Here is an 18,072-nt window from a genome sequence, read left to right as displayed (position 1 = left end):
ATGGGTCTCATAACCCAATCCTGCCGGCAACACTAAACCAGAGGCCTGCACACTTCCAATATTTTTTACAAAAACTGGCAAAGCCGCCTTGTTATGTGTGCTTTATTAAACATAGACTGCCGAAATCGTCACCCCAAACCGACAACAAGCCTGGCCTTAACAGGCACTCAATTCCTACCGGACATGCTTATGAACATCGAAAAGATCGTCGACTTCGCCACCGCCACCACCGCCCCGGAGCACTATCGTCCAGCGGCGGAAAAAGTCCTCAAGGGTGACCCCAAGCAAAGTGTGCGCAACCACTACGGCAGCCCGTGTGGGCAGTTCAATACGGGGATCTGGGAAGGCGGCGTCGGCCACTGGACCATCAACTACACCGAACACGAGTATTGCGAAATCCTGCAAGGCGTCTCGGTGCTGCGCGACAAGGATGGCAACGCCAAGACCCTGCGCGCCGGCGACCGTTTCGTGATCCCGGCCGGTTTCTCCGGCACCTGGGAAGTGCTGGAACCCTGCCGCAAGGTCTATGTGATCTTCGAGCAAGCCAGCAACTGATCGCCATTCATGCGTCACCCCTTCGCCCGCCTTGCGCGGGCTTTTTATTGCCTGGCTTTCCCGGCGGCCAACCACGGCCATGTAACGCCCAAAGCCGCAGCCATCTCTGCCGCTCGAGCTGCCAGGGCTGAATCACGGTCAAGAAAAAGCCCGCCATATAGGCGGGCTTTTTCGGCAAGGAGCCAGATCAATTACTTGATCTTGCCTTCCTTGTAGATCACGTGCTTACGCACAACCGGATCGAATTTTTTGATTTCGATTTTGTCCGGAGTGGTGCGCTTGTTTTTGTCGGTAGTGTAGAAGTGACCAGTACCGGCACTCGAGATCAAACGGATCAATTCACGCATGACTTTCCCCTTAAACCTTTTCGCCGCGAGCGCGCAGCTCGGACAGAACCACGTCAATACCACGCTTGTCGATTACACGCATGCCTTTGGCAGAAACGCGCAGACGAACGAAACGGTTCTCAGACTCGACCCAGAAGCGGTGATGCTGCAGGTTCGGCAGGAAACGACGACGGGTTTTGTTGTTTGCGTGGGAAATGTTATTCCCGGTTACCGGACCCTTACCGGTAACTTGACAGACTCTCGACATGCCTCAGCCCTCTAAAACCACATGCCCAACCCGGCATGGGTTGGCCGCTTAAACTCAATGTCATTGGCGCTCGGCGCCGCGTATCTCGAGGGTCTTACCGGTCGTACCTGAAAGCGCAAGAACCGGGCCCCTACAAAAGAGCGCTGCTTTATACCAGAAAGCCCCCAGCGCAACAAGGTTAAACGTACTTTACCGAGCAAAGACCAACTTGCAATTCCAGCGCCCGGGCCAGCCGGCAGCGGCCATAACGCAGATCGACCGCTCGTCGCCGAGACTGATTGCCCTGCCGCCGGATTATGGCCTAGGGTAAGAGCCTCGCCCGCGCGCCACCCTGCTCAGGAGTTTGTCATGCGTCTTGCCACCCTACCGTTGCTGCTCACCCCGCTACTGACTCCGATCCTGGCCCAGGCCAGCACGCTCAGTGTCTGCACGGAGGCCAGCCCGGATGGTTTCGACGTGGTGCAGTACAACTCATTGACCACCACCAACGCCTCGGCTGACGTATTGATGAACCGCCTGGTGGATTTCGATGCGACCAGTGGCACATTGCAGCCAAGCCTGGCGCAATCCTGGGAAGTCAGCGCAGATGGGCTGAGCTACAGCTTTACATTGCGTCCGGACGTGCAGTTTCATCACACCGACCACTTCAGCCCCAGCCGTCCCCTGACGGCTGACGATGTGCTGTTCAGCTTCCAACGCATGCTCGACCCGACTCACCCCTGGCACAAGGTCGCCGCCAGCGGTTACCCCCACGCCCAGTCGATGCAGCTACCGAGCCTGATCAAGAGTATCGACAAAACCGGCGAACACAGCCTGCGCTTTACCCTCAATCGCCCTGACGCCACCTTCCTCGCCACACTGAGCATGGGCTTCGCGTCGATCTACTCCGCTGAATATGCCAGCCAACTGTTGGCCGCCGGTACGCCGCAGCAACTCAACAGCCAGCCGATCGGCACCGGTCCGTTCGTCTTCAAGCGCTTCCAGAAGGACGCCAGCGTGCGCTACAGCGCCAACCCGAGCTACTTCGCCGGTAAACCTGCGGTGGACAACCTGATCTTCGCCATCACCCCGGACGCCAACGTGCGCCTGCAGAAGCTGCGCCGTGGCGAATGCCATATTGCCCTGTCACCTAAACCGCAGGACGTACAGGCCATCAGCGGCGATAACAATCTGCAGAGCGCGCATACCGCTGCCTTTATGACCGCTTTCGTCGGCATCAACAGCCAACACCCACCGCTCGACCAGCCGGCTGTGCGCCAAGCGATCAACCTGGCGTTCGATAAAGCCAGCTACCTCAAGGCCGTATTCGAGAACAGCGCCGAAGCGGCCAATGGGCCCTACCCGCCCAATACCTGGAGCTACGCCAGCGAGCTGCCTGGCTACCCGCACAACCCGGAGAAAGCCCGCGAACTGCTGAAGTCTGCCGGCCTGGCCGATGGTTTCAGCACCACCATCTGGACTCGCCCAAGCGGCAGCGTGCTCAACCCCAACCCGAGCCTGGGCGCACAACTGCTGCAGGCAGACCTCGCCAAGGTCGGCATCAAAGCGGAAATCCGCGTCATTGAATGGGGCGAACTGATTCGCCGCGCCAAGGCTGGCGAACATGACCTGCTATTTATGGGCTGGGCCGGCGACAACGGTGATCCGGACAACTTCCTCACCCCGCAATTTGCCTGCGCCTCACTTGAGTCCGGGCTGAACTTCGCGCGTTATTGCGACCCGCAGCTGGACAAGCTGATCACTGATGGCAAAAGCACCAGCGACCAGACTCAGCGCAGTCGGATATATAAAGAAGCGCAGCAGATCATCCAGCAGCAGGCGCTGTGGCTGCCGCTGGCCCACCCGACGGCCTATGCGCTGACGCGCAAGCAAGTCGAGGGCTACCAAGTCAGCCCGTTCGGTCGCCAGGACTTTGCCAAGGTGCGGTTGAACCCTTAAAGCCAGCCGTACTCGGCCATCGACAGCGGCTCACCGTCGCCAACGATAAAGTGGTCGAGTACGCGCACATCCACCAGCTCCAGCGCCTCTTTCAGGCGGCGGGTCAGCACCCGGTCCGCCTGACTGGGTTCGGCGACACCGGACGGATGGTTATGGGTCAGAATCAACGCCGCCGCGTTATGTGCAAGGGCGCGTTTAACCACCTGCCGGGGATAAACGCTGGCACTGTCGATGGAGCCGTGAAACAGCGCCTCGAACGCCAGCACACGGTGCTTGGCATCGAGAAACAGGCAGCCGAACACCTCATGCGGCTCATGGCGTAACAGCGCCTTCAGATAATCACGCACCGCCTGCGGGCTTTCCAGCGCCGAATCGCGGCGCAATTGCTCGGCCAGATGCCGGCGCGCCATCTCCAGCACCGCCTGCAACTGGGCAAATTTGGCGGGCCCCAGCCCCAGGCGCTGGCTGAACGACGGCAGATCAGCCTGCAACAGGGCGCGCAGGCTACCAAAATCACCCAAGAGATGCCGCGCCAGGTCGACCGCACTCTGCCCGGCCACCCCGGTACGCAGAAAAATCGCCAGCAGTTCGGCGTCGGTCAGGGTGACGGCTCCTTGAGCCAGGAGTTTTTCCCGCGGCCGCTCGGCCGCTGGCCAATCACGAATACTCATCACACCTCCATGTGTGCTAAAAGGCGCGACAACGCGCCACGCCAGCGCGCGCAAAGCCAAGCCAGGCAAGCACTTGGCAGCGCTACTCGCATACAACCCTTGTGCTATCGTAGCCCAACTTTTGCGCGGCGACCGGCCTGGGGAGGTGTCGGCGTCGCGGTGTATATCCATCTCTATAAAAGGCAGGCCTATGCAGCGGCTGTATCGGAAACGCATCATTGTTGGCGTGGGCGGCGGTATTGCCGCTTATAAAAGTGCCGAGCTGATTCGCCGACTCAAGGACCAGGACGCCGACGTGCGCGTGGTCATGACCAAGGGTGGTCGTGAATTCATCACCCCACTGACCCTGCAAGCCCTCTCCGGGCATCCGGTGCACCTTGATCTGCTTGACCCCGAAGCCGAAGCCGCCATGGGCCATATCGAGCTGGCGCGCTGGGCTGACCTGGTGCTGATTGCCCCGGCCACTGCCGACCTGATGGCACGTTTGGCGCAGGGCGTGGCCGATGACCTGCTGACCACCCTGGTACTGGCCACCGATGCCCCTGTTGCATTGGCACCGGCGATGAACCAGGCCATGTGGCGCGACCCGGCGACCCAGGCCAACGCTGAACTACTGAGCCAGCGCGGCCTGCACCTTTTCGGCCCTGCCGCCGGCAGCCAGGCCTGCGGCGATGTCGGCCTGGGCCGCATGCTCGAAGCCGAGCAGCTGGTGCAATGCGCCGCCGACTGCTTCCAGCATCAGGCGCTGACCGGCAAGCATGTGCTGATCACCGCCGGACCGACCCAGGAAAACATCGACCCGGTGCGCTATATCACCAACCACAGCTCCGGCAAGATGGGCTTTGCCCTGGCCGAAGCGGCCGCCGAAGCCGGTGCCAAGGTCACCCTGATCAGCGGGCCGGTGCACCTGCCGACGCCCGAGCGCGTCACCCGCATCAACGTCACCAGCGCCCGCGACATGCTCGCTGCCTGTGAAGCCGCGATGCCTTGTGATCTGCTGATTGCGGCCGCTGCCGTGGCCGATTACCGCCCGGAAGTGGTCGCCCAGCACAAATTGAAAAAAGACCCTACCAGTGGCGACGGTCTGCTCCTGCAAATGGTGCGCAACCCGGATATTCTCGCCACCCTGGCGGGGCGTAGCGACCGGCCGTTCAGCGTCGGTTTTGCCGCCGAAACCGAGAACCTGCTGGAGTACGCTTCGCGCAAGCTGCGCGACAAGAACCTCGATCTGATCGTCGCCAATGATGTGGCCAACCCCAGCATCGGATTCAACAGCGAAGAAAATGCCATCACCATCATCGACCGCGAGCTTCAGCAGAGCAGCTTCGCCCAGACCAGCAAAAGCAAGATTGCCCGGCAACTGGTGAGCTTTATCGCCGAGCGCCTGACCAGCCGCTGATCCCCACTTACCGAACAGAGTCTGATATGCACGCCTTACAAGCCAAGATCCTCGACCCGCGCCTGGGCAACGAATTCCCCCTGCCACAGTACGCCACGCCGGGCTCTGCCGGTCTCGACCTGCGCGCCATGCTCAAAGAGGAGCTGGTGCTCGAACCTGGGCAAACCGTGCTGATCCCTACCGGCTTATCGATCTACATTGGCGATCCAGGCCTGGCGGCACTGATCCTGCCGCGCTCGGGGCTGGGCCATAAACACGGCATCGTGCTCGGCAACCTGGTTGGCCTGATCGACTCGGATTACCAGGGCGAACTGATGGTGTCCTGCTGGAACCGTGGCCAAACGCCCTTCACCATCGCCATTGGCGAGCGTATCGCTCAGCTGATTCTGGTGCCGGTGGTGCAAGCGCATTTCGAACTGGTCGAGCAGTTCGACGAAACACAACGCGGTGCGGGCGGTTTCGGCCACTCCGGTAGCCACTGATTGCCCTAATCTGATTTCAGGATGAATTGCCGAGGAGACGCTGCATGAAACTCTTCAAGCGCACCGCCAAGGACGCTGACGCCGTCACCGCCAGTGCCCAACTGGCCAGCGGTACAGTCGAACCGAAAGCGGCCAAATCCAGCCTCAACAGCCTGCTGCCAGGGCTGGCTGCGGCCGTGATCGGCATTGCCTTGGGCGGCGCGCTGCTCTGGTTCGGCCCGCTCAACAGCGCCAATCAGCAGCAATTGCAGCAGCTCAGCCAGGCCTGGGGCGGCGGCCAGGCAGCGGTCATGCAGAAAGCCTTGCAACAGCTCAGCGCCGACACCCAGGCCGCCGCGCGCAATCCACAGCTGCTGCAAGCCCTGCAAAGTCAGGATATCGCCCAGGTGCGCGCGGTCGAGCGCAACCTCACCTACTGGCACGGGGTAGTCGATGCGCACCTCAATGCCCGCGGCCAAGCCGTGCAGGACATGGGCCGCAGCGCGCCGATGAATTTTGCCGCCCTGGACATGCTGCGCCGTGCCGAAAACGGCCAGACACCCGCACCGGAGGCCTACAAGGTTGGCCAGCGCTGGCTGGTCTATAGCGCAGCGCCATTGCGCCTGAGCGAAGGCGAGCCCCTGCACGGCACCCTGCTGCTGGCCGTCGATCTGGAGCGCCTGCTCGCCAGCCTGCCGGTCATGCCGGCCGAAGTCGGGCAGATCCAGCTGATCCAGCAGTTCAATAACACCGCCGCCCAAGTGCTGGCGCAACGCGGTCAGGCCGAGGGCAACGCGCAGTCATTCAGCACCGGCAACCCCAACTGGAGCATCAGCTTCACCCCCGGTCCGTCACTCACCGGCTCAGTGCTGTCACCACTATTGCTCGGTATTGCCGGGCTGCTGGCACTGGCCGGTGCATTGCTGGGTATGTACCTGGTACAGAGCCACCTGCAGCGCCACCTGCATGCCGACGTGCTGCAACTGGGCCAGATGCTCAAGGAGCTGTCAGCCGGCAAGGCCGTCAAAGCCTTCAGCCTGAGACTGCCCGCCCTGGATATCTTGGCGCAGAACCTGGCGCGCATGCCGCGCCGTGCCAGCGAGCAGGCGCCCAGCAGTGCCGCGCCAGCCAGCGCGGAACGCCCCAGCGTTGCGCCTGCACCAGCCGCGCCCATGGTTGATCCGTTGTTTCAGGACACCGACATCCTCGATATCGACATCCTCGACGAAGACCAAGACCTGCTCGGCCTCGACGAACCCGCACCGGCCCCCGTGCAAGCCAAAGCACCCAAGCTGCCAGCCGACATCTTCCGCGCCTATGACATTCGTGGCGTGGTCGGCCGTACCCTGAACGCTGAAAGCGCTTACTGGATCGGCCGTGCCATCGGCTCGCAGAGCATTGCCCGGGGCGAGCCGAACATTGCCGTCGGCCGTGATGGCCGCTTGTCCGGCCCGCAACTGACCCAACAACTGATCCAGGGCCTGCTCGATTGCGGCTGCCAGGTCAGCGACGTCGGCATGGTGCCCACCCCGGTGGTGTACTACGCCGCCCATATCCTGGCCGGCAAATCAGCGGTGATGCTCACTGGCAGCCACAACCCGGCCGACTACAACGGCTTCAAGATCGTCATTGCCGGCGACACCCTGGCCAACCAGCAGATCCAGGCGCTGAAAACCCGCATCGACAACAACGACCTGCTCAGCGGTGTCGGCACAGTCGAGCAGGTTGACGTGCTGGATCGCTACTTCAAGCAGATCCGTGATGACATCGCCATGGCCAAGCCAATGCGTGTGGTGGTCGACTGCGGCAATGGCGTGGCCGGTGTGATTGCGCCGAAACTGATCGAATCACTGGGTTGCTCGGTCATCCCGCTCTACTGCGACGTTGACGGCAATTTCCCCAACCACCATCCCGACCCCGGCAAACCGGAAAACCTTGCGGATCTGATCGCCAAGGTCAAAGCAGAAAAAGCCGACCTCGGCCTGGCTTTCGACGGCGACGGCGACCGCGTTGGCGTGGTGACCAACGCCGGCACCATCGTTTACCCGGATCGCCTGCTGATGCTGTTCGCCAAGGACGTGGTATCACGCAACCCCGGCGCCGACATCATCTTCGACGTCAAATGCACACGCCGCCTGACCCCGCTGATCAGCGGCTACGGCGGACGTCCGGTAATGTGGAAAACCGGCCACTCGCTAATCAAGAAGAAGATGAAGGAAACCGGCGCACTGCTGGCCGGCGAGATGAGCGGACATATCTTCTTCCAGGAACGCTGGTTCGGCTTCGATGACGGTATTTACGCCGCCGCCCGCCTGCTGGAGATCCTCAGCCAGGACCGTCGCGACGCCGAACACGTGTTCAGTGCCTTCCCCAATGACATCGCCACCCCGGAGATCAACATCCCGGTCACCGAGCAGAGCAAGTTCAGCATCATCGAACGCCTGCAGCGCGATGGCGTATGGGGCGAGGGCAATATCACCAACCTCGATGGCGTGCGCGTCGATTACCCCAAAGGCTGGGGCCTGGTACGCGCCTCCAACACCACACCGGTACTGGTGCTGCGCTTCGAGGCCGAAACCGAACAGGAACTCGAACGCATCAAGGAAGTCTTCCGTGCACAGCTGTACAGCACGGTGCCGGACCTCGACCTGCCGTTCTGACTGATTAGCCAACCCTCTACTGGAGCCATGCATGACCCTCGACCGTGATGCCGCCACCAACGTCGCCAAGGTACTCTCCGAAGCGCTGCCGTATATCCGCCGCTTCGTTGGCAAAACCCTGGTGATCAAATACGGCGGCAACGCCATGGAGAGCGAAGAACTCAAGCAGGGCTTCGCCCGCGACATCGTGCTGATGAAGGCCGTGGGCATCAACCCGGTGGTGGTACACGGTGGTGGCCCGCAAATCGGCGACCTGCTCAAGCGTCTGAGCATCGAAAGCCACTTTATCGACGGCATGCGCGTCACTGACACCGCGACCATGGACGTGGTGGAGATGGTCCTTGGCGGCCAGGTCAACAAAAGCATCGTCAACCTGATCAACCAGCACGGTGGTAGCGCCATCGGCTTGACCGGCAAGGATGCCGAGCTGATCCGCGCGAAGAAACTCAAGGTCAGCCGCCAGACACCGGAAATGACCCAACCGGAAATCATCGATATCGGCCATGTCGGCGAAGTCACCGGGGTCAACACCGACCTGCTGAACATGCTGGTGCAGGGCGATTTTATCCCGGTGATCGCGCCGATTGGCGTCGGCCCGGACGGCGAGTCGTACAACATCAACGCGGATCTGGTCGCCGGCAAGGTCGCTGAAGCGCTGAAAGCCGAGAAACTGATGCTGCTGACCAACATCGCCGGCCTGATGGACAAGCAGGGCCAGGTGCTCACCGGCCTGACCACCGAACAAGTCGACGCTCTGATCGCTGACGGCACCATTTACGGCGGCATGCTGCCGAAGATCCGTTGCGCCCTGGAAGCGGTGCAAGGCGGGGTGACCAGCGCGCACATCATCGACGGCCGCGTACCGAACGCCGTGCTACTGGAAATCTTTACCGACAGCGGCGTGGGCACCCTGATCTGCAACCGCAAGCGCCACTGAGAACCGGTTTACGATCTGCTGCGCTTCGGCCCTACTGCGTTAAAAACAGGCTCGGAATGCTCATGTACAAAAGTACACTCCGCTTCCTCGCCGCTTTGACCAGCCGGAGGCTGTTACTAACGTAGCGCCTTGTATGGCTCTAGCTCGCAAGATCGTAAATAGCTTCTAAGCATCCATAAGCGAATCAGCCGGGTAATCCTGGCTGATTCAGCCGCCTGATAGCCTGCTGCAACCCTTGCAGCAGGCCGCCGTAACACCGAAGCTCAAGGGCTCAGCCCTCGCCAAAAGGTGTACTGCATGACCACAGCCCTTTCCCGCGACGTTTTCAGCTTCTTCCACACACTGCGTGTGCGCTGGGCAGAAGTCGACCCGCAGAGCATCGTGTTCAACGGTCATTACCTGACCTACGCCGATGTCGCCATCACCGAGTATTTCCGTGCCCTGGGCATTCGTTATCCAGAGGACCTAAGCGGCGATGGCGGCGACTTCTTCGCCATCAAGACCGTGCTGGAGTACCTGGCCCCGGCGCGCTTCGATGACCCGTTGCAGATCGGCATTCGCGTCGCCCGTCTGGGCCGCTCCAGCCTGAGCTTTGCCATGGGTATCTGGCGCGACGAACAAGCACTGACCAGTGGCGAAGTGATTTACGTGCACGCAGACAGCGCCAGCCGCACTAGCAGTCCGCTACCGACATGGCTGAGGGAAAAAATTCTGGCTTTTGAGCGCTGCGCACCGCAGCAATAGCTGTCGCAACCTACTGGCGGCGGCCCAGCAGTTCCTTGAGGCGCTCGCCGTCGGCATTGAAGCTGCTATCAGCCTCCTTGCGCGCAGCCTGATAGCGCACTATGTCGCTCTTGAGACGCGCCTGCTCGGCCTTCTGGTTGTCGATCTGCGCCAGCAAATGCGCCGGCACTGTACGCCCTGCACGCTCATGGTCAGCGGCCTGACTTTGCAGGTTGGCCTGCTGGGTACGCACCGATTGCAGATTGCTGCGCGCCACACCAATCAGACCATCAAGTTCGGCCAGCTTGCGCTGACGCGCACGCTCGACGTCGTCAGGCGTGCTGTACAGGCGCAGCAATTGCGCATCGGAACTGGCACGGGCCTTATCGGCGAGGATGCGCTTCATCTCTTCAGCGCTGGGGGCTGGTGGAATCACCTGGATCACCCGGCCCTGGTCATTCAGCACTTCGTAACCCTTGCTGATGTGCTCCGGCGGCACACCCTGACGGCTGAGCACCGTGGTGCCCTTGTCATCGACATAGCGGTACAGCTCGGCCGCTCCCGCCACAACCGGCAGCAGTAGGCCTAGCAACAGCGAACAGCAGGTCAGGGCAGGTCTATGCATCGATGCAGCACCTTCTTCGGCAGGTTAGATTCCGTATTCGGCGCGGTAGGCTTGTACCGCCGGCAGATACTGCTTGAGTTCAGCATCCTCTGCCAGATATTCCAGTACCTGTTCGAGTGAAACAATGCTCACCACCGGCATGCCGTAATCACGCTCGACTTCCTGAATCGCCGACAGCTCGCCTTTACCGCGCTCCTGGCGATTCAGGGCGATCAGCACACCGGCCGCTTGTGCGCCCTGTGCCTGGATAATCTGCATCACTTCGCGAATCGCCGTACCAGCGGTGATCACGTCGTCAATGATCAGCACGCGACCAGCCAGCGGAGCGCCTACCAGGGTGCCACCTTCGCCATGATCCTTGGCTTCCTTGCGGTTGAAACACCAGGGCACATCACGCTGATGGTGCTCGGCCAGCGCCACCGCAGTGGTCGCTGCCAGGGGAATACCTTTATAGGCCGGGCCAAACAGCACATCGAAGTCGATACCACTGTCCACCACGGCCGCCGCATAGAAGCGCCCGAGCTGAGCCAGGGCCAAGCCGCTGTCAAACAGCCCGGCATTGAAGAAATAAGGACTGATACGCCCGGATTTCAGGGTGAACTGACCAAAGCGCAAAACCCCACGCTCGATGGCAAAACGGATAAAGTCGCGTTGATACGCTTGCATTAAAAAGCCCCGGACAGCACGGATTTACTAGGTAATTTAGCTAATAGAGGTGAGCTCGGGTATCATACACGCACGTGATTTTGGGGGCCATTTATGCGGATCATCAGTGTGAACGTGAATGGTATTCATGCGGCAGTCGAGCGCGGTTTGCTCAGTTGGCTGCAAGCACAGAATGCCGACGTCATCTGCCTGCAGGACACCCGCGCCTCCGCCTTTGAACTGGACGACCAAGCCCTCCAACTGGATGGCTATTTCCTCTATGCCTGCGATGCAGAAGTGCCCAGCCAAGGTGGCGTGGCGCTGTATTCGCGGTTGCAACCCAAGGCGGTAATCAGCGGCCTCGGCTTTGAAATGGCCGATCGCTATGGGCGCTACCTGCAGGCCGATTTCGACAAAGTAAGTATTGCCACCATGCTGATGCCTTCGGGGCAGAACGGTGACGAGAGCTTGAATCAGAAATTCAAGTTTATGGATGACTTCACCCATTATTTGGACAAGCAGCGCCGCAAACGCCGCGAGTACATCTATTGCGGCTCGTTCTACGTGGCACATCAGAAGCTCGACGTGAAGAACTGGCGCGACTGCCAGCAGTCACCGGGCTTCCTTGCCCCAGAACGGGCCTGGCTGGATGAAGTGATTGGCACCATGGGTTATGTCGATGCACTGCGCGAAGTCAGCCGCGAAGGTGATCAGTTCAGTTGGTGGCCAGACAGCGAGCAGGCCGAGCTGCTTAATCTCGGCTATCGCTTTGACTATCAACTGCTCACGCCAGGCATGCGCCGCAGCATCCGCAGCGCCCGTCTGCCACGCCAGCCACGCTTCTCGCAGCACGCGCCGCTGATCGTCGATTACGACTGGATACTCAGCGTATAGCGCTTAATAAAAAACCGGCTAAAAGCCGGTTTTTTATTAACTGAACTCAAGAGCGCCTATTTCACCAGGCGCCAGGCAAAGGGATAACGGTAAGCCTGACCTTCATTGGCCTTGATCCCGGCAATGATAGTCAGCACCAGCGCCGCAATGCTGACCAGCACCAGCAACGGGAAGCCCACCACCACAACCATCAGCAGGAAGCACAGCAACGCAGCCAGAGCCACGCTGATCTGGAAGTTCAGCGCTTCCTTGCCCTGGGCATCGACGAACGGATCCAGATCCTTCTTGATCTGCCAGACGATCAACGGCCCAAGCAGATTGCCAAAAGGAATCACCAGGCCAAGAAAGGCCGCAAAGTGACAGAACATCGCCCACTGACGGGCTTCAGGGCCGGGAACCGGCTGTGGCGCTTGGGACTCGTCGCTCATGGTGCTTCTCCTTGCTTGATGGGCTTTTGGTGCAGCTCAATCAGTCAGCCAGAGCTGCCTGTTGCAGTTCGAACAGTTCAACCATGCCTTTCTGCGCCAACGCCAGCATGGCGTTCAGCTCGGCCGGCTGGAACGGTGCGCCTTCGGCGGTGCCCTGCACCTCGATAAAACCACCGGCACTGGTCATCACCACATTGAGGTCGGTCTCGGCGGCGGAATCTTCCAGGTAATCCAGATCCAGCACCGGCTCGCCCTGATACATGCCCACCGACACAGCAGCAATCATCTGCTTGAGCGGGTCGCCGCCTTTCAGACCGCCACGCTTCTTGATCACTTTCAGCGCATCAATCACCGCCACCATGGCGCCGGTGATCGACGCGGTACGGGTGCCGCCGTCAGCCTGGATCACGTCGCAATCGACGTACAGGGTGTTCTCACCCAACTTACTCATATCCAGTGCAGCGCGCAGCGAACGGCCAATCAGGCGCTGGATTTCCAGGGTGCGACCGCCTTGCTTGCCACGGCTGGCTTCACGCTGGTTACGGTCGCCGGTGGCACGCGGCAGCATGCCGTACTCGGCGGTCAGCCAGCCTTGCCCCTGGCCTTTGAGGAAACGCGGAACGCCCGACTCGACACTGACCGTGCAAATCACTTTGGTATCGCCAAACTCCACCAGCACCGAACCCTCGGCATGCTTGGTGTAGTTGCGGGTGATGCGAATCGAGCGCAACTGATCGGCGGCGCGGCCACTGGGACGTTTCATCTAGGAATACCTGCTCTGAATAAAAAATCTGCCGGGCATTATAGGGCCGTATGCCCATCACGGTATGCCGAATTGGGTACGACTGGCGCACTGCGCTACAATCCTGCGCCCTTCGTTCCGTCTTCTCGCGAGGTTCGCCCCATGATCCACAGCATGACTGCCTTTGCCCGCGCCGAACAGGCGAATGCCAACGGCACCCTGAGCTGGGAGCTGCGTTCGGTCAACCATCGCTACCTGGAACCCCACCTGCGTCTGCCGGAAAGCTTCCGCGACCTCGAAGGCGCGATACGCGAAGCGCTGCGCAATGGCCTGTCGCGCGGCAAAGTCGAATGCACCCTGCGCTTTAGCGATGACAATGCCGGCAAGGCTCTGCAAGTAAACCTTGAACGCGCCGCGCAACTGGTCGCCGCCGCCGAGAGCGTCGCCGGCTTGATCAAACAGCCCGCCGCACTCAATCCACTGGAGGTGCTTGGCTGGCCCGGCGTACTGGTGGCTGATGCCGCCGATCCGCAGGCGCTGAACCAGAGCGCTCTGGCACTGTTCAACCAAGCCCTGAACGAACTGAAGAAAGGCCGCGAGCGCGAAGGGGCCGAGCTGGCCAAGCTGCTCAATGAGCGCCTGGACAGCATCCTCGAACAGGTGGCCGCCCTGCGTGAACTGGTGCCGCAGATGCTCGCCGGGCAACGGCAGAAGATTCTCGACCGCTGCGCCGAAATGCAGGCCGAGCTAGACCCGCAGCGCCTGGAACAGGAGCTGGTGATTCTGGCGCAGAAAAGCGATGTCGCCGAAGAACTGGATCGCCTCAGCACCCACGTCAACGAAGTACGCCGTGTGTTGAAAACCGGTGGCCAGGCTGGTCGCCGCCTGGATTTCCTGATGCAGGAACTCAACCGCGAAGCCAATACCCTCGGCTCCAAGGCCTTCGACACCCGCAGCACCAATGCTGCGGTCAACCTCAAGGTGTTGATCGAGCAGATGCGCGAACAAGTGCAGAACATCGAATAAGCCAGACCGCTACTGCTACTCTTCGAACAACGCGTTTCAGGATTGATCCATGAGCACAACCACCGGCACCCTGTACATCATTTCCGCCCCCTCCGGCGCGGGCAAGACCAGCCTGGTCAAGGCGCTGATCGACAGCGAGGCGCAGATTCGTGTGTCGGTCTCGCACACCACCCGCGCCATGCGCCCTGGCGAGGTGGATGGGGTGAACTACCACTTCGTCAGCCGCGAACAGTTCCACGCCATGCTCGACAAGACCGCATTTCTTGAGCACGCAGAAGTCTTCGGCAACCTCTATGGCACCTCGCAGGACTGGGTCAAGCAGACCCTCAGCGACGGTTTCGACCTGATTCTGGAAATCGACTGGCAGGGCGCGCAGCAAGTCCGTCGACTGATGCCAGAAGCCAAATCCATCTTCATCCTGCCACCAACCCAGGAAGCCCTGCGCCACCGCCTGACCAACCGCGGCCAGGACAGCGGCGAAATCATCGAGCGGCGCATGCGTGAAGCGGTCAGCGAGATGAGCCATTACGTCGAATATGATTACCTGCTGATCAACGATGACTTCGCCCATGCCTTGAGCGACCTGAAGGCCATCTTCCGCGCCAATCAACTGCTGCAAGCCCCGCAACAGCAGCGCCACAGCGGTCTGCTCAGCGAGCTGCTGGTCTGATGCGCGAAGCACTGAGAAATCAGTGCTTCCCTAAATGCTGGTGATTTTTTAGACTATTCAGTCCGTTCGCCCATTTGGGCGACATTTTTACGCTCTTAATTTTGTCGCAACGAGGAATACCATGGCCCGCGTTACCGTTGAAGATTGCCTGGACAACGTCGATAACCGCTTTGAGCTGGTCATGCTCGCCACCAAGCGTTCGCGCCAGCTGGCTACCGGCGGCAAAGAGCCGAAAGTGGCCTGGGAAAACGACAAGCCGACCGTGGTGGCACTGCGCGAAATCGCTGCTGGCCTGGTCAACTATGATGTGATCGCGCAAGACGACATCGTCGAAGAAGAACCGCTGTTTGCCGCATTCGAGGAAGAGGCGAACGAGCCTCTGTAAGCCTATGCCGGGTCGACGTCGTCAGGCGCAGGGTCATCTGAATCGGCAAGGGGAACGCCCATGCCGAGCATAGACGCCCTCGCCGACAGACTTTCGACCTACCTCGACGGCGACCAGGTCAACCTGGTACGCCGCGCCTATTTCTACGCCGAACAAGCCCACGACGGCCAACGCCGCCGCAGCGGCGAAGCCTACGTCACCCACCCCCTGGCAGTGGCGAGCATCCTGGCTGACATGCACATGGACCATCAGAGCCTGATGGCCGCGATGCTGCATGACGTGATTGAAGACACCGGTATTGCTAAAGAAGCCCTGGACGCGCAGTTCGGCGAATCCGTGGCGGAACTGGTCGACGGGGTCAGCAAACTGACCCAGATGAACTTCGAGACCAAGGCCGAAGCGCAAGCCGAGAACTTTCAGAAAATGGCCATGGCCATGGCTCGCGACATCCGCGTGATCCTGGTCAAGCTGGCCGACCGCCTGCACAACATGCGCACCCTGGAAGTGCTGTCCGGCGAAAAGCGCCGGCGCATCGCCAAGGAAACCCTGGAAATCTACGCACCGATTGCCAACCGCCTGGGCATGCACAGCATGCGCATCGAGTTCGAAGACCTGGGCTTCAAGGCCATGCACCCGATGCGCTCCGAGCGCATCCGCACAGCGGTCAAGCGGGCTCGGGGCAACCGCAAGGAAATCGTCAACAAGATCGAAGAGTCGATCATCCATTGCCTGGCCCGTGAAGGCATGGAAGGCGAGGTGATGGGCCGCGAGAAGCACCTCTACGGCATCTACCAGAAGATGCGCGGCAAGCGCCGGGCGTTCAACGAAATCATGGACGTCTACGCCTTCCGCATCGTGGTCGACAAGGTCGACACCTGTTACCGCGTGCTCGGCGCCGTGCACAACCTGTACAAACCCCTACCAGGCCGCTTCAAAGATTACATCGCGATCCCCAAGGCCAACGGCTACCAGTCGCTGCACACCACGCTGTTCGGCATGCACGGCGTACCGATCGAGATCCAGATCCGTACCCGCGAGATGGAAGAGCTGGCCAACAACGGCATTGCCGCACACTGGCTGTACAAATCCAACGAGGAAGACCAGCCCAAGGGCAGCCACGCCCGCGCGCGGCAGTGGGTCAAGGGCGTACTGGAGATGCAGCAACGCGCCGGCAACTCGCTGGAATTTATCGAGAGCGTGAAGATCGACCTGTTCCCCGACGAGGTCTACGTGTTCACGCCCAAGGGCCGCATCATGGAGCTGCCGAAGGGCTCCACGGCGGTCGACTTCGCTTACGCGGTGCACACCGACGTCGGCAACACCTGCATCGCCTGCCGTATCAACCGCCGCCTGGCCCCGCTGTCGCAAGCCCTGGAAAGTGGCTCGACGGTGGAAATCGTCACCGCACCAGGCGCACGACCAAATCCGGCCTGGCTGAGCTTCGTGGTCACCGGCAAGGCCCGTACGCATATTCGTCACGCGCTGAAGCTGCAGCGCCGTTCGGAGTCCATCAGCCTCGGCGAACGCCTGCTGAACAAGGTTCTGGCAGGCTTCGACAGCCGCGTCGACAAGCTTTCGCCCGAGCGAGTGCAAGCGGTGCTCGCCGAATATCACCAGGATGTACTCGAAGACCTGCTTGAAGACATCGGCCTGGGCAACCGTATGGCCTACGTGGTCGCGCGTCGCCTGCTCAGCGACAGCAACGAAGCGCTGCCGAGCAGCGAAGGCCCACTGGCCATCCGTGGCACCGAAGGCCTGGTGCTGAGCTACGCCAAATGCTGTACGCCGATTCCGGGCGACCCGATTGTCGGCCATTTGTCCGCCGGCAAGGGCATGGTGGTGCATCTGGAAAGCTGCAAGAACATCGGCGAGATCCGCCACAACCCGGAAAAATGCATCCAGCTGTCCTGGGCCAAGGATGTTACCGGCGAATTCAATGTCGAACTGCGCGTCGAGCTGGAGCATCAACGCGGCCTGATTGCCCTGCTCGCCGGCAGCGTGAATGCCGCCGACGGCAATATCGAGAAGATCAGTATGGACGAGCGTGATGGCCGCATCAGCGTCGTGCAGCTGGTCGTCAGCGTGCATGACCGCGTACACCTGGCCCGGGTGATCAAGAAACTGCGCGCCCTCACCGGAGTGATTCGCATCACCCGCGCCCGCGCCTGAAGCCTTTCCCGCTGAGCGCGTCCGTCGCGCTCGTCATTCCCAGCCTTTATTGGAGTTCTCCATGAGCAAGAGCGTCATCAGCAGCGATAAAGCACCCGCCGCCATCGGCACCTATTCCCAGGCGATCAAGGCCGGCAACACCGTGTACATGTCCGGGCAGATTCCCCTGGACCCGAAAACCATGGAGCTGGTGGAAGGCTTTGAGGCCCAGACCGTACAGGTGTTCGAGAACCTCAAGGCCGTGGCTGAAGCAGCCGGCGGCTCGTTCAAGGACATCGTCAAACTGAATATCTTCCTCACTGACCTGTCGCACTTCGCCAAGGTCAATGAAGTCATGGGCCGTTACTTCGAGCAGCCGTATCCGGCTCGCGCCGCCATCGGTGTCGCTGCCCTGCCGCGCGGCTCACAAGTCGAAATGGACGCTATTCTGGTTCTCGAATAACACGCCAGGCGGGGCATTAGCCCCGCCTTCAGCGCTGGTATTCGTCTTGCCACCATCAGCCAACGCGGTACGTCTGCCTTCACCTGCATTGAAGCAACGACGAATCAA

The 18,072-nt window shown here is 60.8% G+C and carries 20 protein-coding genes; 13 read left to right on the top strand and 7 right to left on the bottom strand.

Translation table 11 applies throughout. The annotated features are described in order from the left end of the window. The first annotated feature begins 189 nt into the window (after positions 1-189). Complete coding sequence (locus tag IOD17_RS00940) at positions 190-555, top strand: cupin domain-containing protein (protein ID WP_233683242.1); 366 nt, start codon at positions 190-192, stop codon at positions 553-555. 191 nt (positions 556-746) lie between these two features. Here the strand turns inward: IOD17_RS00940 and rpmG are convergent, their stop codons facing one another. After that, a complete protein-coding gene (gene rpmG / locus IOD17_RS00935) occupies positions 747-902 on the bottom strand; it encodes a 50S ribosomal protein L33 (RefSeq protein WP_007894709.1) in 156 nt (51 codons plus the stop codon). A 10-nt stretch (positions 903-912) separates the two neighbouring features. Continuing rightward, positions 913-1,149 (bottom strand): 50S ribosomal protein L28, encoded by a 237-nt coding sequence (gene rpmB, locus IOD17_RS00930; protein ID WP_233683241.1) that lies wholly within the window; start codon positions 1,147-1,149, stop codon positions 913-915. 348 nt (positions 1,150-1,497) lie between these two features. Here rpmB and IOD17_RS00925 point away from each other — a divergent pair, with 348 nt between their 5' ends. After that, the gene (locus IOD17_RS00925) at positions 1,498-3,087 is read left to right on the top strand and encodes an ABC transporter substrate-binding protein (protein WP_233683240.1); all 1,590 of its coding nucleotides are present in this window, start codon (positions 1,498-1,500) and stop codon (positions 3,085-3,087) included. Here the strand turns inward: IOD17_RS00925 and radC are convergent. Continuing rightward, positions 3,084-3,758 carry a RadC family protein gene (gene radC / locus IOD17_RS00920; protein WP_090379776.1) on the bottom strand — a complete coding sequence of 225 codons (675 nt, stop codon included), beginning with the start codon at positions 3,756-3,758 and terminating at the stop codon, positions 3,084-3,086. The two genes, IOD17_RS00925 and radC, sit on opposite strands and share 4 nt — an antisense overlap. A 190-nt stretch (positions 3,759-3,948) precedes the next feature. Between radC and coaBC the strand changes: the two genes are divergently transcribed. The 5 genes from coaBC to IOD17_RS00895 all read left to right on the top strand — a co-directional run bounded on the left by coaBC (position 3,949) and on the right by IOD17_RS00895 (position 9,959). Then, positions 3,949-5,157 carry a bifunctional phosphopantothenoylcysteine decarboxylase/phosphopantothenate--cysteine ligase CoaBC gene (gene coaBC / locus IOD17_RS00915; protein ID WP_233683239.1) on the top strand — a complete coding sequence of 403 codons (1,209 nt, stop codon included), beginning with the start codon at positions 3,949-3,951 and terminating at the stop codon, positions 5,155-5,157. Positions 5,158-5,183: 26 nt separating this feature from the next. After that, positions 5,184-5,639 (top strand): dUTP diphosphatase, encoded by a 456-nt coding sequence (dut, locus tag IOD17_RS00910; protein WP_233683238.1) that lies wholly within the window; start codon positions 5,184-5,186, stop codon positions 5,637-5,639. Positions 5,640-6,889: 1,250 nt separating this feature from the next. Next, positions 6,890-8,278 carry a phosphomannomutase/phosphoglucomutase gene (algC, locus tag IOD17_RS00905; RefSeq protein ID WP_233684486.1) on the top strand — a complete coding sequence of 463 codons (1,389 nt, stop codon included), beginning with the start codon at positions 6,890-6,892 and terminating at the stop codon, positions 8,276-8,278. 31 nt (positions 8,279-8,309) lie between these two features. After that, entirely contained in the window at positions 8,310-9,215 is a 906-nt protein-coding gene (gene argB, locus IOD17_RS00900) for an acetylglutamate kinase (RefSeq protein ID WP_233683237.1), read from the top strand. Between the two features lie 297 nt (positions 9,216-9,512). After that, entirely contained in the window at positions 9,513-9,959 is a 447-nt protein-coding gene (locus tag IOD17_RS00895) for an acyl-CoA thioesterase (protein ID WP_233683236.1), read from the top strand. A 10-nt stretch (positions 9,960-9,969) separates the two neighbouring features. Here the strand turns inward: IOD17_RS00895 and IOD17_RS00890 are convergent, their stop codons facing one another. Next, positions 9,970-10,563 carry a DUF4124 domain-containing protein gene (locus tag IOD17_RS00890; protein ID WP_233683235.1) on the bottom strand — a complete coding sequence of 198 codons (594 nt, stop codon included), beginning with the start codon at positions 10,561-10,563 and terminating at the stop codon, positions 9,970-9,972. Between the two features lie 24 nt (positions 10,564-10,587). Next, on the bottom strand, positions 10,588-11,229 hold the full coding sequence (gene pyrE / locus IOD17_RS00885; RefSeq protein WP_233683234.1) for an orotate phosphoribosyltransferase: 642 nt from the start codon (positions 11,227-11,229) through the stop codon (positions 10,588-10,590). 93 nt (positions 11,230-11,322) lie between these two features. Between pyrE and IOD17_RS00880 the strand changes: the two genes are divergently transcribed. Next, the gene (locus IOD17_RS00880; RefSeq protein WP_233683233.1) at positions 11,323-12,102 is read left to right on the top strand and encodes an exodeoxyribonuclease III; all 780 of its coding nucleotides are present in this window, start codon (positions 11,323-11,325) and stop codon (positions 12,100-12,102) included. A 56-nt stretch (positions 12,103-12,158) separates the two neighbouring features. On the opposite strand, the gene IOD17_RS00875 is transcribed toward IOD17_RS00880, so the two are convergent. Together IOD17_RS00875 and rph are read right to left on the bottom strand one after the other, a co-directional pair. After that, positions 12,159-12,530, bottom strand: a complete 372-nt coding sequence (locus IOD17_RS00875; protein ID WP_160013746.1) for a DUF4870 domain-containing protein — start codon at positions 12,528-12,530, stop codon at positions 12,159-12,161. Positions 12,531-12,570: 40 nt separating this feature from the next. After that, a complete protein-coding gene (gene rph / locus IOD17_RS00870; RefSeq protein WP_233683232.1) occupies positions 12,571-13,293 on the bottom strand; it encodes a ribonuclease PH in 723 nt (240 codons plus the stop codon). A gap of 141 nt (positions 13,294-13,434) precedes the next feature. On the opposite strand from rph, the gene IOD17_RS00865 reads away from it, so the two are divergent. The 5 genes from IOD17_RS00865 (at position 13,435) to IOD17_RS00845 (ending at position 17,964) form a co-directional block, all read left to right on the top strand. Continuing rightward, a complete protein-coding gene (locus tag IOD17_RS00865) occupies positions 13,435-14,298 on the top strand; it encodes a YicC/YloC family endoribonuclease (RefSeq protein ID WP_233683231.1) in 864 nt (287 codons plus the stop codon). 49 nt (positions 14,299-14,347) lie between these two features. Next, positions 14,348-14,968, top strand: a complete 621-nt coding sequence (gene gmk / locus IOD17_RS00860) for a guanylate kinase (protein WP_233683230.1) — start codon at positions 14,348-14,350, stop codon at positions 14,966-14,968. Between the two features lie 121 nt (positions 14,969-15,089). Next, a complete protein-coding gene (rpoZ, locus tag IOD17_RS00855) occupies positions 15,090-15,353 on the top strand; it encodes a DNA-directed RNA polymerase subunit omega (protein ID WP_108488510.1) in 264 nt (87 codons plus the stop codon). A 60-nt stretch (positions 15,354-15,413) separates the two neighbouring features. Next, positions 15,414-17,522, top strand: a complete 2,109-nt coding sequence (gene spoT / locus IOD17_RS00850) for a bifunctional GTP diphosphokinase/guanosine-3',5'-bis pyrophosphate 3'-pyrophosphohydrolase (protein WP_233683229.1) — start codon at positions 15,414-15,416, stop codon at positions 17,520-17,522. Positions 17,523-17,583: 61 nt separating this feature from the next. Further along, positions 17,584-17,964, top strand: a complete 381-nt coding sequence (locus IOD17_RS00845; RefSeq protein ID WP_233683228.1) for a RidA family protein — start codon at positions 17,584-17,586, stop codon at positions 17,962-17,964. Positions 17,965-18,072: the final 108 nt, after the last annotated feature.

Origin of the sequence: Pseudomonas anguilliseptica, from assembly GCF_021375795.1 — a bacterium.
GTDB lineage: Bacteria > Pseudomonadota > Gammaproteobacteria > Pseudomonadales > Pseudomonadaceae > Aquipseudomonas > Aquipseudomonas anguilliseptica_A.
Note: the sequence above shows the minus strand (reverse complement) of the source record. Positions and strands in the feature narration are given on the sequence as shown.